This is a genomic window from Devosia oryzisoli, from assembly GCF_014837245.1.
Lineage (GTDB): Bacteria > Pseudomonadota > Alphaproteobacteria > Rhizobiales > Devosiaceae > Devosia > Devosia oryzisoli.
In genome coordinates, this window is sequence record NZ_JACYFU010000002.1 from 916,832 (window position 1) to 932,759 (window position 15,928).

Genomic DNA, 15,928 nt, shown 5'->3' on the forward strand with positions numbered 1-15,928 from the left:
TGGGGGTGCTACTGTGCGGTGCAGGCAGCGCTGCTGCGCTCAAGGGCAGTCACGGCCGAGGGCGTGAAGCCACGGACCAACAGCCAGAGGCCAAGCGTCAGTTCCCACAGGAATTCGGGAGCAACGGTCAGGCCATGAATGGTCGAGCCGAACTCCAAGTAGCCGAGCATCACGCCGGCGCTGCCAGCGAGAAGAGCGGGTCCGCCGCTGAGGCCCAGGATCGAGACGAAGCGCGGCAGGAGGCGGGTCTTCCACATCATGTAACCAAGGATGATGCCGTTGCCGAAGCCAACCACGACGCCCGGACCCATCTTGAAGGTCCAGTCGTGGATCGCCACAAGGGCCTGGCCGACCACCGTCAACGCTGCCGGATCGGCGTCGCCGGCTTGCTGCCGCAAGGTGCCCAACGCCAGAACCGCGACGATGCCCATCGCGATGAATGCGCTTTCCATGATCCTGGCGCTCACGAAGGCAAGGCTCAGCACCGGGAAGCGACGCTTCAGCACCGGATAGATCGCCACCGCTGAAGCGATGTTGAAGAGGATGAGGAGGATTTCGAGGATCGCGCCCCAGGTCAGCCCCAGATCGCGTGCGCCGCCCAGAATGAAGGCTGGATCGCTCAAGGCCGGAACGTAGAGCGTCAGGACCGGCCGAATGGATGTGGCGTAGGTGAGAAGGAAGAAGAGGCCCGTCAGCCGCGCGAGCTTTTGTGTGTCCTTTTCGGCCGCACGGGTAGGGTCGGCGGGTCCGGCGGCGGCGCCGGCCGCGTATGAGTAGGTCGAGGCGATGGTGTTCATTTTGGATTCCTTTGTGAGCTGCGGCTATTTCGAGGCGTCGTCGGAAGCGGCGGGAGCGCGGCTGACCGAGATCAGCGTGAGGCCCAAATCCCGGATGCGCTGCAGCAGGCCGTGAAGAGCGGCCTGGTCCAGCCCGACGGCAACTAGCGTCGTCGTGCCGTCGCTTTCGCGGGTGAGGTCTGGGACGGCCAAGCGGGCGGCCCAGCGTGAGTCGAGATGGCCGCGGAGGCGGAGCTCGTAGGTCTCGGCTTCGGGCCGGCCCGACTGTCCTGCGGTTGGCGTGTTCATGTCGTCTCTCGGTTCGTGGCACCGGGCGGGGCGTGGTCTCGCCGGCGGGGTCACTTGTGAGAGCGGACTTGGTGAGCGCGCCTCACCATGTTTGGTGAGCCGATGCGTTTTTCTTTTTGGTGAGCGGTTGGTGCGCCGAGTTAAGCCAGCGGTAGCGGTGCCAGGCTACGCCTTCCGGCGCGTCATCAGCTGCAGTTCCTCGGCGCGACTCACGGCTGCGCGGCGGCTGTTCACGCCCAGCTTCTCGTAGATGTTCTTCGTGTGCGTGCGCATCGTGTTCTCGGAGATGGCGAGCTCGCGCGCGATCTCCGGGCCGCCCAGGTCGCTGCCGAGCAGCCGCAGCACGTCGAGCTCACGCTCGCTCAGCGCTTCGATCAGCTCCGGATGCATCCTCGGTTTCGGCTGCGCCGGGCCGAACGCAGCGAGGAGCCTGTTCGCGTACTCCGCGTCGATCTGGCGCTTGACGACGGCCTTGAGCAGCGCCTCCATCGACGGACCCTCGTCAACGAACGTCCGCACATAGCCCTCGGGTGCCGCCAGGGACAGCGCGCGCGCCAGGTGCTTGAGCGCCTCCTCGATCCCTGCCGGCCGGCTCGCGAGCGCGAGGAGGATGGAAAGCTCGATGATGCTGCCGTTGCGGCGGCCCACCTGGGCGGCCTCGAGCAGGCGCCGGAGCAGCGGCAATGCCCGCGCACCCGTCCCGCCCCCGCCCTTGAGGTCCTCAGCGAGCAGCAGCCGCGCCAGCGTGATGTGCTCGTATTCGCGCATGAAGCTCGGCGCGTCATCGGGGCCAACCCCTGCATCCCGCCGCCAGCGGGCGGCCTCGTCCAGACGGCCCTGCGCGACGAGGATACGAGCCCGCGTCGCTGCGACCGGTCGCACATTGGGGAACATGTCCGCCGCATACATCCGAACCGCCGTCTCGATGACGGCGCGGGCGCCATCCAGATCGCCCTCGTCCTGCCGCAGCAGCGCATCGGCGACCCGCCAGCGATAGGGGTTCTGCGGCAGGCGGGCGCCCTCGCCAAGTTCGGCGCTCGCCAGCAGATGCCGACGTGCCGCCTCCAAATCGTTTTGTTCGCGCAGCACCAAGGCGAGGCCGGTGTGGATGTCCGCCGTGCCGCGAAGGACAGGGCTGCGCTGCGCCGCCGAGACCTCAAGCGCATACTCGAAGATGTGCGCCGCCTCGCGCAGCCGGCCGAGCGCCAGGTTGATGTCGCCCAGCGCGATGGAGGCCCCGAGCGTGTCGGCAACGTGCCCCGCGCGCATGAGACCGTCCCGCCCTTCGGTCCACCTGGCGCGCGCCAGCTCGAGCTTGCCCTCCGACCAGTAGGCGATGCCGAGCAGCGACGCCGCCGCCGCGCGCGCCAGGTGGTCGTCCGTCGATGCGAGCTCCAGCACGCGTTCGGCATGGCGGACACCCGCCGCCATGTCGCCGCGAACCTGCGAGAGAGCCGCCCGGTAGAGTTCGACGAGCCCCGGCACTCGCGGCAACTGCGCCAGGTCGGCCACGGCGATGCCCTCCGGCATCGTGTCCCCCGCCGCGGTGATCGCCGCAAAGCCGCGCTCGACCTCCCGCAATCTCTCCTCCAGCCCCTCGAACTCGCCGACCGAGGCAAGGACGCCAGCAAGCCCGATCCCGAGGACAGGTCGCCTCCGCACTGCGGCATCCGGAAGCGTGCCCATCCAGGTGCGGATGGTGAGCTCCTGGCGCATCCTCTGCATGCCGAAGATGGCAAGCTCGATCAGCTCCGCCGCACGTTCGAAGTCCTCGGCAGCAAGCGCATGGCGGACGGCCTCTGTCCGCTCGCCCCGAACCTCGTACCAGTCGCTGGCACGCCGGCGCAGTGCGCGCAGACGGTCGCGCGCTGCCGCGTCGAGCTGGGTCTCGAGCACATCGGCGAACAGGTGATGGTACCTGTACCATTCGCACCGCTCGTCGAGCGGCACCAGGAACAGGTTTGCGCGATAGAGCACATCAAGCGTCTCGCGGCTTCCACTCCGCCCGGTGACGGCATCGCACAGCGGTCCACTCAACCGGTCGAGAAAGCACGTCTCGAGCAGGAACTCCCGGACAGTCTCTGGCTGGCGCTGCAACACCTCCTCGACCAGGTAGTCGAAGACATAGCGATCGGTCCCGGCAAACTCGGCGATGAAACCCGCGACATCCTCCCGCCCCTCCATCGAGAGAGCGGCGAGCTGGAGGGCGGCTATCCAGCCCTCCGTCCGGTCACCTAACGCGGCCACGTCGGCCGCCGACAGCCCGAGCCCCGTGACGTCGTTGAGATAGGCCGTGATCTCGTCGGCGGTGAACCGCAGGTCCGCGGCCCGGATCTCCACCAGCTCGCGCTGCGCCCGCAGCCGCGCGAGAGGCAGTGGAGGATCGGCCCGCGTTGTCATAACGACATGAATGTTGGGCGGCAGGTGCTCGAGCAGGAACGTCACACCAGAATGCACCTCCGGCTGCTCGATGACATGGTAGTCGTCGAGAACGAGCTCGAGGCTGCCGGGAAGAGCGGCGAGTGCATTGACGATTGCGCCTGGGACCACGTTGTCAGGCTGCTCGCTAGGTTCAGGAATGTCGAGCGGCGGCGCACCGACCCGCGCCACCGCGTCCTGAAAAGCCGCGATCACGTGCGCCCAGAACACTGTCGGCTGGTTGTCGGTCCCGTCGAGCGACAGCCAGGCGACCGCCCCGGCCGGCGGCCGCGACTGCAGCCACGCCACGACAGCGGTTGTCTTGCCGAATCCGGCCGGCGCGGAGACGAGCGTCAGCCTCGCGGTCCCGCCCCGCTGCAGCCGCTCGTTCAGCCGGCCGCGGTCGATGACCCCTGCCCTAAGCTTCGGGACGAACAGTTTTGTGGCGATCAACGAGCCCGACATGGTGCCTACGATAGCAGGTCAGGCCAGCCGCAGCACAGTCATAGGTTGGATGCCCCACACCTCTTCCAACTGTTTGGGAAGTTCCCTGTCGACAGGGGACGCACGTTCGAAGGCGCGGATCTCGGCCAGCTCAAGTGCAACATGCTCTACGCAGGCACGAGCGCAGCCACCGATGAGCAAGATCGCCATCCAAGCGCGGATGCCACAGCATAGAAATCGTAAACGGGGCGATTGCAAACGGTAGCACAAACGTGCCCACACCGCAGCGCAGCCCATCGGTATGCCGCTCGGGCACGGTGGCGATAAGGTCAGTGTCGCGAGCAAGGGCAACAGCGGCAGCAAAGCCGTTCACGATGATCCCTATTCGACGCTGCGCTCCGCTTGCCGCCGCTGCCTCGTCCACTTCGGAACTGTGGAGCCCCCTTCGCAGAATCTGCACGTGCTCCGCAGCGCCATAGCGCTTAAGCGTCATCCTTGCGTCCAGCACGGGGTGTCCCACGCGTGCCACGCCGACCCATCGGTCGTCGAACAACGGCAGTGCCCGCAACTCAGGCGCCGTCGTGCGGTCGATCACCCCTGTTTCGAGGTCGACCTCACCCTCGCGTAGCGGTGCACTTTCCTTATCCGGCTTGGTGACGAACTGCAGGGTTACGCCGGGAGCTTCTTCGCGTATCTGCGCGATCAACCGTGGACCGAATGTTTCCACAAAACCTTCGCTCGTGCGCAGGACGAAACGGCGCTCCAGCGTCGCCAGGTCAAGCTTCTCTGCAGGACGCAGGATCGCTCGTGCCCCATCGACGATCATGCCCACCTGGCCGCGAAGTTCCAGCGCCCGCGGCGTCGGAACGAGGCCGCGGCCTGCCCTGACCAGCAGCGGATCGCCCGTGACCTCCCGCAATCGCGTCAGAGCGCGGCTCATCGCCGAGGGGCTAAGTCTCAGCCTTCTCGCGGCGCCCGCAACGCTGCCCTCAGCGAGGAGGACGTCGAGGGTAACCAGCAGATTGAAATCGGGCATTTGACCACTCCTGCGACATGCGGCGTCTGGCGCATGAATATGATGCGAATGCTGCGCGTTCCGCAATGGCGGTCGAACTCGTAGGTGAGGAGCTTCCAACAACAGGAGTCTCAAATGCCTGCCCGTTTCGCGCCCATACTCTTCGGTTTCATCTTGTCTGGCCTCATGTCCCTTCTGGTTTCGGGAATCGCGACGTTCCGCAACGCCGGCCTCGTCGACGGCTTCTTTGCGATATGGGTCAGCGCCTGGCTGCCGTCCTGGCTAATCGCCTTCCCTGTCGTCCTTGTCGTCGCTCCAGTGGCCCGGCGCCTCGTGGCCTTCCTCGTCAAGGCGCCGGCCGCCTGCGCGAACTGATCGACCATGACCATGACGTCCATGACCGGCCACCATATGCGGCTGACAGCCCTTGCCATGACCATGTTGCTGCCATCGGCCGGAACAAGCATCGCCAATGTCGCCCTCCCGACATTGGCGGTAGAGTTCGGCGCATCCAGTCAGGATGTGCAGTGGGTAGTGATCGCCTACCTCCTCGCGACGACCACGATCATCGTGGCCGCCGGACGCCTTGGCGACATGCTCGGGCGCCGCCGCATCCTGCTCATCGGCATAGCCCTATTCGGGGCCGCCTCCGCCGCAGCCGCCCTGGCACCGTCTTTATGGCCACTTGTCGCCGCTCGTGCTGCCCAGGGTCTCGGGTCCGCGATCATGATGGCGCTTGCCGTGGCCGGCGTGGGAGACCTCGTTCCCAAGCACAGGGCGGGCGCCGCCATGGGGCTCCTCGGCAGCGTCTCGGCCGTCGGCACCGCATTGGGACCATCGCTCGGCGGTGCGCTGATCGCAGTGTCAGGCTGGCAGGCCGTCTTTTCCTGCTTGGCATTGCTCGCAGCGGCAACTCTTGTTCTGGGTCTTCTGGCCTTCCCTCGTGATCGGCATCCCGCCGGGGCAAGGATCGAGCTGGACATCCCCGGCATCGGAAGCCTCGCGATCTCCCTGGGCGCCTTCGCTCTGGTCACGACTCTCGAGGTCGATCTCCAGAGCGCCCTGTTGCTTGCCGCCGTCGCGCTGGTGGCGGTGATTGCCTTTGTCATGATCGAGCGGTCAGCAACCGCTCCGCTCGTCCAACTAGGGGAGCTTCGCAATAGACCTCTCAGCGCAGGTCTCGTGGCGATCGGCCTGATCTCGATCATCATGATGTCGACGTTGGTGGTGAGCCCGTTCTATCTTGCGCATGTCCTCGACCTCGATCCGTTCGCGACGGGATTGGTCATGTCCGTGGGGCCCGCGGTTGCGGCACTGACCGGCGTGCCGGCTGGACGCGTGGTGGACCGCATAGGTGGCCCGCGCGTTTCGTTTATCGGGCTTGGCGGCGTCATCATCGGCGCCGCGCTGATGGTGCTGCTTCCGGCCGCAGCCGGCGTGCCCGGCTACATTGCAGCCTTGTCGTCCATTACGGCCGGCTACGCCCTGTTCCAGTCTGCCAACAACACTTCGATCATGAGCGGAGCGGCTGGCGACCGGCGGGGCGCTGTCTCAGGGCTTCTGGCACTTGCGAGGAACCTCGGATTGATCAGTGGGGCTTCGGTCATGGGCGCGATCTTTGCAGGCACTTCCCAACTCGCAATCGCCGGCCTCCCCGCCGGCGCAGAGGTCGGCATGCGCATGACCTTCCTCGTCGCAACACTGATCGCTCTCGCAGCGACAATGGTCACCTTCTGGGGAACCCGTAGGCCCGTCGACCCAACGCCGCACTCTTGACCTAGAGCCCATCCGGACTGACGCTGCCACGCGGGCAGCATCAGAGTTTCGGAAATGACAGAGGCACGATGCAGCGGCGGCGCCAGTTACGATCACATGATGGCTTGGAATGGCTCGATCCAGCGCCCGGCCTGGACTGGATCGATGCCGCGACCAAGACCCCCAGGCCAGCGAAGCGCGTCCCATGTTTCTCCTGCTGTCCGCGTCGCCTAAAGACGTGGCGTGGTTGCGGTGGCCCATTCCGTTTTCTTCCCCTTGAAGGTGCCGCAGCGCCCGTCCGTAACCTGCAGACCGACCGCCCCCGCCCAGCAGCGGCCAGGCGATCGTGATCCGCACTGTCCGACACACCGGCGCTTGCCGCGGTGAACTTGCGTCCATGCCCGCGTGGGGCGCCACTCCTCCTTCGGACCTTGGCTCGGCGGTACTTCAACCGCCCCATCTGGGCTGAAAACTAGGGACCGAGAGGACCCAACCGGCGACAAATGATCAGGAACGGAATGACCTGATCATGGCCCCGCCGCCGGCCCCTTCGCGCGGCAGCAGTTCGATGACCCCTGCCCTGCCCCGGCGCCGGACGCACACATGGTGCAGCGCGTCAGCCCGAGGCGCGCGAACTTGCGGCAAGGCAGCGCGTTAACCGGAAATTAACCTTAACCGCAGACGGCGCCGGCGTTCCTCTTGTGTTCCAGAGATCGGCGGTCCATCTTTGACAGCGTCGGCCCGAACGGTCCGATGTCGGGACGGCCGCCCACCACCAAAGGCGGCCGACGGAAGCGCTACCAACACTTCCGCCAGCCTGAGCCACGCCACCCCTGTCACAACCAGAGGCAACATGACCTATCGTCTTTCTAGCGGCGCCAGCGCGCCGAGCAAGCCCCATTCTTTCTCCTCCATCAGCGCCATTGCCCTCGAGGCGGGCCTCGTGCGCCATCCGCTGGTGTCCCCGACGGACCAGGTGCTGATCCTGCGCACCATCGACGAGACGGGTTCCGCCCCGGTCGGCGATGTCATGGCCGCGCTCGAGCCGCATGACGACCCCGTGGGCGCCATCGTCACGCTCCTCGAGGCCGGGCTCATCACGGTGCACCTCAGCCGGGGGGTCTTCGATGAACACGCGCGGCTGTCGCGCACCATTCCCCTGCCGCCCGACCAGGATCCCGATCCCGCCGCGCCCGCCGGCGCGGTTCCGCCCAAGGGTCCCATTTCCGATGGTGTGGCCGTGCCGATCGCTCATGACGAGCCGGTGCGGCTCGACGTCGTCGGCGCCGCCAGCACGCCGCCCGCGGGCCTCAAATCGGTTCCGGGTTCCCCGCTCTTTCCCGCCATCCATGTCGGCGCGGGCGAGGCGCGTCGCGCCTTCGCCTCGTGCGAGGACCTTGCGCGGCCCGGCGTCTATCTCCTCATGTCCGACACACGCGCCTATGTCGGCATGGGGTCGGTGGTGGGGCGGCGGGTCGCGAGCGGCACCCAGCCGATCGAGGACGTCGACACCATCATCACCATCACCGACATCCATGACGGGATGGACGACGCCGATGCGGCCGTGCTGGAGCGTATCCTCCACATGCGCGTCGGGGCAGCCCGTGAAGTGCGGGTGATCAACGGCACGCCGGCCGGCGCGCCGGTGACGCCGGAGCGGTACCGGGAGCTCAATGTCATGGCGGCGCTGGCCTGCGACGCCCTGGCCCGCGACGGCCACCTCTTCGTCAATCTCAGCCCGCGCCTCGCCTTGGCGGGCCCGCGGGCGGAGAAGGGGCAGTTGACCCCGCCGCGCCCCTTCAACACCGTGCCGGAGGGCGAGGTCATGGAACTCGCCTTCGGCCGGAAATTCATGGCGCTCGCGGCGCGCCGGGCCGATGACGACTGGCTGCTGCTCGCGGGCTCCGACATTCGCCGCGAGACCGTGGTCAGCGCCAATGCCTCGGCCAGCTATCTGCGCGCCGCCTGGCTGCATTCTGGCATACTCGAACTGTCCGAGAGCGGCGAAAGCTATGTGCTGACCCGTGACCTTGCCTTCCGCTCCGCGGGTGCCGCCATGCATTTCGTGGTCGGCAGCAAGGGCCAGGGGCGTGGCGGCTGGCGGCCCATCGACCCCGACGGCGAGAGCGGCGCCGCGGGGCCGGTCCTGGCCGCGGCCTGACCGCCCACGCCCCTTCATCACCTTTTCCTTTTCGCGCGGATCCGGCTCGGGCCGGTCCGCCAGCGGAGGCATCTGCCATGACCAACGCCACTTACAACAACGACAATGACGACGATGAGACCCTCGACGAAGGCACCGGGCGAGATGCCACTGATCTTCTTGCCGGCGCGGCGCTCAGCGCAGCGCTGACGCGCAAGCTGCGGGCACAGCTCAAGCGCCATCCGAGCGTGATCATTCTCTCCGTGCCCAATGCCGAATGGGTGCCCATGATGAGCGAGGCCATCCGCCGCATGGAGAATGCGCCCATGGTGCGTGGCGTTTCGGAAGCCGGCAAGGCCGGCACCAGCAAGCAGCGGGTTGGCAAGGATGAACTGCGCTGGCTGCAGTCGGGCAAGAGCGTCCTGTTCGTCAGCCAGGATCCAGGGGGCCTCCTGCACGACGCGGTGCTCGCCGGGTGCGACGTCACCGTGGCCGTTCCGGCGCTGACGCCGGCCCTGCTGCGCCAGGTGATCCGCCAGTTGACCGGCGGGATTGCGCGGGGCGTGACCAAGGAGATGGCGGCACTCGACCTTGCCCTCCTCGTCAGCCTGCTGCGGCCCGGCTTGAGCGCAAAGCAATGCGTGGCCAATCTCCGCCGGGCCGTGCAGCGTGGCGGTGGTGCCAATGCCAAGGCGCCGCCGGGGCCGTTGCTCGAGGCCCTGCCGCTGACCGAGAATGTTCGGGAATGGGCTGACCAGTCCGCTGCCGATCTGCGTGCCGCGATTGGCGGAGAGCTTCCCCCGGACCAGCTGGTTTATGCCGTTCTCGAGGGCCCCGCCGGTACGGGAAAGAGCCTGATCGGCGAGAGCCTTGCCCGTTCCACGGGCTCCGCCTTCGTGTTCAGTAGCGTCGGCGAATGGTTCACCACCGGGGACGGCACGCTTGGCGGCGTGGCGCGCAATCTTCGCCTGTTCGTCGAGACGATGCTGAGCCAGGCGCCCTCTGTCGGGCTGCTCGACGAAATCGAATCGGTCCCGAATCGCGCGACCATGGACAATCGGGGCCGCGACTGGTGGAACCCAGTGGTCACCCTTTTTCTGACGGAGATCGATCGCCTGCGCAAGTCGGGCAGGCCGATCCTGCTGCTGGGCGCCACCAACTACTATAGCAGGCTGGATGCCGCCCTGATCCGCCCGGGCCGGCTGCACCAGCGTGTCAGCGTTCTGCCGCCCGCGACGGACGCCGAATTGCTGGCGCTGCTGCGGTACTATCTCGGCAGCGACATGGACGAGGCCGATATCGGGCGGCTTCTGCCCCTGGTTCAGGGCGCCACGCCTGCTGAAATCGAGGGCTGGGTGAAGCAGGCGCGTCGCGCAGCCCGGGCCGAGAAGCGCCCGCTGCAACAGGCCGACCTTCTTGAGCAGATCGTGCCGCAGGACGAGCGCAGCGCCGACGATATCCGTTCGGTCGCACTCCATGAGCTTGGCCACGCCGTCGTGGCCCATAGCCTCGGCTTGACGGTCGATTCAGTCTCGATCATCCCGCAAGGCCCCTCGTCGGGTCACGTGCTGGTGCGTCGCCCCAGTCTGTTGCCGACCTGGGAGCAGGTGACCAAGCTAGCGACGGTGGCTCTTGGGGGTCGCGCCGCCGACATCGTCGTGGGTGCTGGTGCTCATGCCGGAGCAGAAAGCGACCTGGCCGAAGCGACGCGCCTTCTCCTGGCCGCTCATGAAACCCAGGGCCTTCGCGATGACCTCGTGTCGCAGCATGTGCTGGGAGCACCCCTCATGCGGGACGAGCTTCACCGCCGGATCAGTGTTGAACTCGACCAGTGCCTCGACCAGGCCATCGGCATTGTCGGGGCTTACCGCAATACCATCATCATGCTCGCGGACCGGCTGATGGAAGAGAAGGTGCTTTCGGGGGCGCAGCTGGCCGCCGTCATTGTCGGCAATGCTGCGCCGCAGCGGCCCGCGAGCAGCAAGGATCAGCGGGGCCTCCAGGAGCACAGACAGGCCGAGAGCTTGCCCGTCGATGGCTCCACGGAGCAGGAGGCAAGCCATGACGTCCTGGCGTAAGCTCCTGCACCGCCTCGACGGTGCCTACTCCGACCACACCTTACGATCCTATCGCAGCGACTTCGGCGCTTTTCTGCGCTGGTGCCGCAGGAAGCGACGGGGGGCACTGCCCGCCGATCCCGCCACCGTGGTTGCGTATGTGGATGCGGAAGGCCAGCGCCTCAAGCCCAGCACGATCAAGCGGCGTCTGTGCGCCCTGCGGCGGATCCATGCGCTTTGCGGATTTGCGGATCCGACCGAGGACGAGGACGTCAAGCTCGCGGTTCGTCGCGTTCGCCGGGCGCAGCCGTCCCGGCCGCAGCAGGCCCACGGCATCACCGCGTCCCTGCGCGACAGCCTGCTTGCGGTCTGCAGCGACGACTTGATCGGCCTGCGTGACAAGGTCCTGGTGAGCGTCGGCTTCGACACACTCTGCCGCCGCGGCGAGCTTGTGGCGCTCTCCGTCGAAGATTTCACGCCGACGGGGGATGGACGTTTTACCGTTCTGGTCCGTCGCGCCAAGAACGACCCCGAAGGCGCCGGGCGCACAGCTCGCCTGTCCAAGACGGCCAGTGAAATTCTCGGCGCCTGGCTGAAAGAAACCGGCATTCAAAGCGGCGCCCTGCTGCGGCCCGTTTATGGGAATCATGTGCTCGCGCTCTATCTCGAACCGCTCACCGTTGGGCGTGTGCTCAAGAAGCTCTGCGACCGGGCCGGCATCGACCTGGAGGTGGTGCAGAAGGTTTCCGGTCACTCCCTGCGCGTGGGGGCGGCGCAGCAGTTGACGCTCAACGGCTTCGGACTGCCGCAGATCATGCGGGCGGGCGGCTGGAGGTCGGTGAACGTGGTGGCCCGTTACATCGAAAACGTAGATCTCGATGTCTGGAGCTGAAGGGGCGACGGCTTGTTGCCGTTGGCAGCCAACAGGCAGCAGCCTGTGTCGACAAACGACCTTGAGGATGGGGGACGTAAGCCACCGATGGGAGCCGGCGGGACGGAGTATACGAAGATCCGCCTGATCGAGCTGGTATGACATTGCAGGCTCTTTCCAACCCGTCTATTCGAGAGAACCGGGCCACTCCCAGCTTGGGAGGACGGAGGTCTTTGCGGCCGTCCAATACCCAGCCGTACCCTCCCGGCTGCCGAGAAAGAGCGCAGAAAAAAATGGCTGCAAGTCTTAGCAAGATCGTGATCCTGATTTCGATCGTCGCCATTTCCGCTATGGCCCCCGTCGCGCCAGAGGCGGCGAACGTGATCTGGCTTGCGTCGGGTTTGACCGGCCTTTTTCTGCTAAGGCGCAAGGACGTCGCTTTGCTCCGTCGGCCAGTGGTTTGGATGTCGCTTGCCGCCCTGTCGCTGATGGCGATAGCCTATGTGGCAGGATCTCGCTCACTAGGTGGCCTCATCGGTCTAGTATACTTTGTACCGTTATTCGTGATCTGGCCTCTTATGGCGGCGGCGAAACGCGCTGCTGCTGCGGGCCCTGGTTTGGGGAGCGGGCAGTGGTCTCTCCTTCTCGGCGTGTTGGGGTTGTGCGGAGTTGCGGGAGCAGCAGTGATCGCCATCAACGAAGTCGCGACGACAATGACGGAAAGGGCTGGCGGCACCGTAGCCAACCCCATTCATTTCGCGGATGTGGCCTTGCTGGCTGGTGCCCTGTCGACGGCGGGTCTTTTGTCAGGGAATAGAGCGCGCTACGTCTTCCTGCTGGGGCCGGTTCTGGCTTTGGGCGCAGTCATCCTGTCGGGGACACGTGGGGCCGTCGTTGCGGCGGCTGTCATGCTACTGACGGCGATCGCAGTGGCGGCGATGCTCCGGCTGATCTCGCTGAAGGCGGTTCTCCTGCTGATCGGGAGCTTCGTCGTCGTAGGCGTGGTCGGCGCTCTCCTGGGTGCAAGCCAATTGTCCGGCATACAGCGAGTTCTTGCCGATTTTGGAGATGTCGTGCGCACGGGTTTACCCACCGATCATTCGACCTCCTTGCGCCTCCAGATGTATCTAGGAGGCCTCCGCGCTTTCATGCAGTCGCCGATTTACGGTCATGGACCGATGGATTTCACGAGCGTCGCAGGGGCGCTGGCCGACACGCCCTTTCAGAACGTCCCGCACCTCCACAATGACCTTGCGGATTTTGCGGCGAGCGCGGGGATCATCGGCCTTGTCGTATATGCATTGCTGATGCTGGCGCCCATTGCGGAAGTGGCATCGGCCCCTGCATCGCGCGCGAAATATGAACTTCTTGTGCTTGTGATTACCCTTGTCACCGGCTTTGTTGTCATGGGACTGACCAACGCGATGTTCGGTATTTTGAACGTGACAACCTCCTACGCTGGCCTGAGTGTCATCGCGGGCCTGCTGGCTGGTTCGATCACAAACGAGCATCAGGTTGGCCGCCTACAAAACCCGTAGCAAGTGTTATCGCGTGTTTGCCTGGTCCTCGGTGTTCGGACCTCCGCGGCAGAGCCGATCAGACGCCGGGGTATGGAACTGGCGGTGCACTTGGTCGAGCGGACAGGGAGCCGTTTTGTCGCTGGTCGTTGTGCGGACCGGTTTGCTGCGAATGACACCCTGCAGGCCGAGGTTCCGCATCAGCCCTTGCACCGCGCAATGCGCAACATCGAACCCTTCCCGCTGCATCTGCCGCCAAACTTTGCGGACGCCATAGACCGAGAAGTTCTCGGCAAAGACCCGCATGACCTGCTTGAGGCTTCTATCGCGCTGGGCACGGGCCGACAGCCGCGAGGCACCACGGCGTTGAGCGACATGCTCATGATAGGTGGATGGGGCGACTGGCAGGTCTTCGCAGATCGGCTCGACCCATAATGCCCAGGATGCTCGTCGATAAAGGAGATCATCGCTTCAGTGGGCGGTCGAGCTCCGCCTGGGCGAAATATGCGGAGGCTTTGCGCAGGATCTCGTTGGCCTGCCGCAGCTCCCGGTTCTCTCGCTCCAGTCCTTGAGCTTCACCTTGCTGGGCACGCCAGCACGCCGGCCGCCATCGACCTCGGCCTTCTTCACCCCCTCGTTCAGGGTGTGGGCCGAACAGCCGATCTTCTGGGAAACCGAAAACACGGCAGCCCAGCGCGACGGATACTTCCCGCCATGCCCCAGCACCATCCGCACCGCACGGGTCCGCACCTCGGGGGAAAACTTGTTCGTTGTCTTGCTCATCAGGCTCTATTCTACTTGGGAGTTAAAGCCTCCGAAAGTCCCGGTGCGGAGCAGTATTTGGCAAGTGCGCTATGAGGCTTGCTGCTGTGATGGAACAGATGGACCTCGGCGGTTCAAAGAACTAGTGATGATGATCAGTACCAGTGCAACACCGCCCCCATGTGAGACCATTACCGTCCACAAGTCGGAAGTGAGACTATTATAGGCAATGACGGCCAATAGTCCTGCTCCCATTGCGAAGAACACGCGGTTCGTGCGACGCATCGCCAACGCGGCAGCCAGGTCCACAGCCAGTGTCAGCGCAGTGGCCACCGCAAGTCCAAACCACCCAAAGTACGCGGGATAAGCGAAGAAGTAGCTCGTCGGGGTGGTACTCGTGCTGGTGACATCACCACCGGAATAAATGGCGCCATACTCACGATAGACCAGTGTAGTCGCATCGACGGAGTATCCGAGCAACCGAAGCGCCAAGGGCAGCGTGCCAATTCCCGGAGATCCGTGTTCCTGAACATAGAGATGGTGCCACGCGGCGCCCTGGATGGGTATCACGAATGCCCGGTAGGCCAGAGCTTCCAAGTAGGTAGAAGCTCGTTCCACGGTTACGGCACGAATTTGAGGCGCCACCTGCGTTGGCAGCGGCGCGCCATCGTTGTCGAGTTGCGCAAGTACCGCCTCGACCTGATCAGAAGTCATAGTAAGCCCACCGGACGCCATTGAGCGCAACATTTCCCGACCGACTTCCCCAGCGCCAAGTTCGATTACACACGACTTGAAGTCGTAGGGGATTAGACGACCGCCGCGCTCTCTTAGAAGTTCGAAAGAGGTCAACAAGACCACCAGCAAGATTGCTGAAAGCATCAGTAGGGCGAGTTTCGCGATAATGGTACGGCTCGCGCCGACGGCGCAATAGGCTACCACCACAAAGAGCGATACGAGCAGGCCCTTTGAGCCAGCGACCATCACTGCCGCAAAGCTTACCCCGACAAGCATCAAGCAGGCGAGAAGTAGCACCAAGTTTCGGTCCTTAAGCGCGCGCAATGCCAGAACGACTGACACGCCGGCGACGGCCGGAGCCGCAGCATTGGCAACAGCTCCGTATGAGGAGGTCGCAACAGTCGAGCCAGCCAACTTAATCGTTACCTCGCGCGCTAGCAGTGTATTCGACGGGTCGAACAGCAAGGCGAACAGGGCGGTACAGTAGTAAGGTACGAAAAGCAGAAAAGCACCCAACAGACCGAACATAGCAACCGTGGGTGCCGTTAGGTCGCTGAGCAACACCACGCGATCCTGAGTTTGAGTTGGCTCCAGCTTGCGATTCAAAATGACCCACACAATCAGACACATGGTGGGCACATGCGCGCTAAAGGCGAAGAACCACGCATTTACCAGCGACGACTCAACCTGCGACGAGTAAAGCGCCAGTGGCCATTGCATAATTAGGTTCAGCGCACCTGCGGATGTCACTGCGAATCGTCCTAGGCGCGCTGGCCTTCGAATGACCATCATCGCAAGCAGGGTGGTGCAAAGGAGTGCCACCGACCAATTCATCGCCGTAAAGGTGGAGAACGACGGCGCCTGAAGGACTAGCGGATACACGATGGGAGGGTGCACGCTCACAATCGCGAACCTCCGGTACACAACCCTTCTACAGTAGGGAGGTCGGGTAAAAACAAGACCCGCAACTTTACGTCGCCCCTAGCGGCTGTCGGTGGCATATCGGCTGTTCTCTGATGGATCGTCGATGTGAGGCGCCTTTGTCGCGGCAAGGCCCTTCTAGAGGTCTGCGCAACTACTTTGCAAGGGGTGAGCCAATCGCATCGCACGCTGGCCCAACGTGACCTGC

General features: G+C 64.9%; 11 protein-coding genes, 1 pseudogene and 1 other annotated feature. Of the genes and pseudogenes, 6 read left to right on the forward strand and 6 right to left on the reverse strand.

From position 1 onward, the window contains the following. Positions 1-8: 8 nt before the first annotated feature. The 4 genes from IC608_RS10970 to IC608_RS10985 form a co-directional block, all read right to left on the reverse strand. Positions 9-797, reverse strand: a complete 789-nt coding sequence (locus IC608_RS10970; protein WP_191775255.1) for a DUF4386 domain-containing protein — start codon at positions 795-797, stop codon at positions 9-11. A gap of 24 nt (positions 798-821) precedes the next feature. After that, positions 822-1,085, reverse strand: a complete 264-nt coding sequence (locus IC608_RS10975; RefSeq protein ID WP_191775257.1) for a hypothetical protein — start codon at positions 1,083-1,085, stop codon at positions 822-824. A 165-nt stretch (positions 1,086-1,250) separates the two neighbouring features. Further along, positions 1,251-3,968 (reverse strand): winged helix-turn-helix domain-containing protein, encoded by a 2,718-nt coding sequence (locus tag IC608_RS10980; protein WP_191775258.1) that lies wholly within the window; start codon positions 3,966-3,968, stop codon positions 1,251-1,253. Positions 3,969-4,098: 130 nt separating this feature from the next. After that, positions 4,099-4,983 (reverse strand): LysR family transcriptional regulator, encoded by an 885-nt coding sequence (locus tag IC608_RS10985; RefSeq protein ID WP_191775259.1) that lies wholly within the window; start codon positions 4,981-4,983, stop codon positions 4,099-4,101. A 114-nt stretch (positions 4,984-5,097) separates the two neighbouring features. Here IC608_RS10985 and IC608_RS10990 point away from each other — a divergent pair, with 114 nt between their 5' ends. From IC608_RS10990 to IC608_RS11015, 6 genes are all read left to right on the forward strand, one after another. After that, positions 5,098-5,337 carry a DUF2798 domain-containing protein gene (locus tag IC608_RS10990; protein WP_191775260.1) on the forward strand — a complete coding sequence of 80 codons (240 nt, stop codon included), beginning with the start codon at positions 5,098-5,100 and terminating at the stop codon, positions 5,335-5,337. A 6-nt stretch (positions 5,338-5,343) separates the two neighbouring features. After that, positions 5,344-6,738 (forward strand): MFS transporter, encoded by a 1,395-nt coding sequence (locus IC608_RS10995; protein ID WP_191775261.1) that lies wholly within the window; start codon positions 5,344-5,346, stop codon positions 6,736-6,738. Between the two features lie 832 nt (positions 6,739-7,570). Then, complete coding sequence (locus tag IC608_RS11000) at positions 7,571-8,878, forward strand: hypothetical protein (RefSeq protein ID WP_191775262.1); 1,308 nt, start codon at positions 7,571-7,573, stop codon at positions 8,876-8,878. 77 nt (positions 8,879-8,955) lie between these two features. Next, positions 8,956-10,935, forward strand: a complete 1,980-nt coding sequence (locus IC608_RS11005; RefSeq protein WP_191775263.1) for an AAA family ATPase — start codon at positions 8,956-8,958, stop codon at positions 10,933-10,935. Continuing rightward, positions 10,919-11,806, forward strand: a complete 888-nt coding sequence (locus tag IC608_RS11010) for a tyrosine-type recombinase/integrase (protein WP_191775265.1) — start codon at positions 10,919-10,921, stop codon at positions 11,804-11,806. The genes IC608_RS11005 and IC608_RS11010 overlap by 17 nt, the downstream gene beginning before the upstream one ends. 272 nt (positions 11,807-12,078) lie before the next feature. Beyond that, positions 12,079-13,323 (forward strand): O-antigen ligase family protein, encoded by a 1,245-nt coding sequence (locus tag IC608_RS11015; protein WP_191775266.1) that lies wholly within the window; start codon positions 12,079-12,081, stop codon positions 13,321-13,323. A gap of 51 nt (positions 13,324-13,374) precedes the next feature. Here the strand turns inward: IC608_RS11015 and IC608_RS11020 are convergent. Together IC608_RS11020 and IC608_RS11025 are read right to left on the reverse strand one after the other, a co-directional pair. Then, positions 13,375-14,085 (reverse strand): annotated as a pseudogene (locus IC608_RS11020) (IS3 family transposase); the annotation flags it as partial. Further along, positions 13,696-13,811: a sequence feature (AL1L pseudoknot), on the reverse strand. (Overlaps the previous pseudogene by 116 nt.) A 69-nt stretch (positions 14,086-14,154) precedes the next feature. Next, positions 14,155-15,702 carry a hypothetical protein gene (locus IC608_RS11025; RefSeq protein WP_191775267.1) on the reverse strand — a complete coding sequence of 516 codons (1,548 nt, stop codon included), beginning with the start codon at positions 15,700-15,702 and terminating at the stop codon, positions 14,155-14,157. Positions 15,703-15,928: the final 226 nt, after the last annotated feature.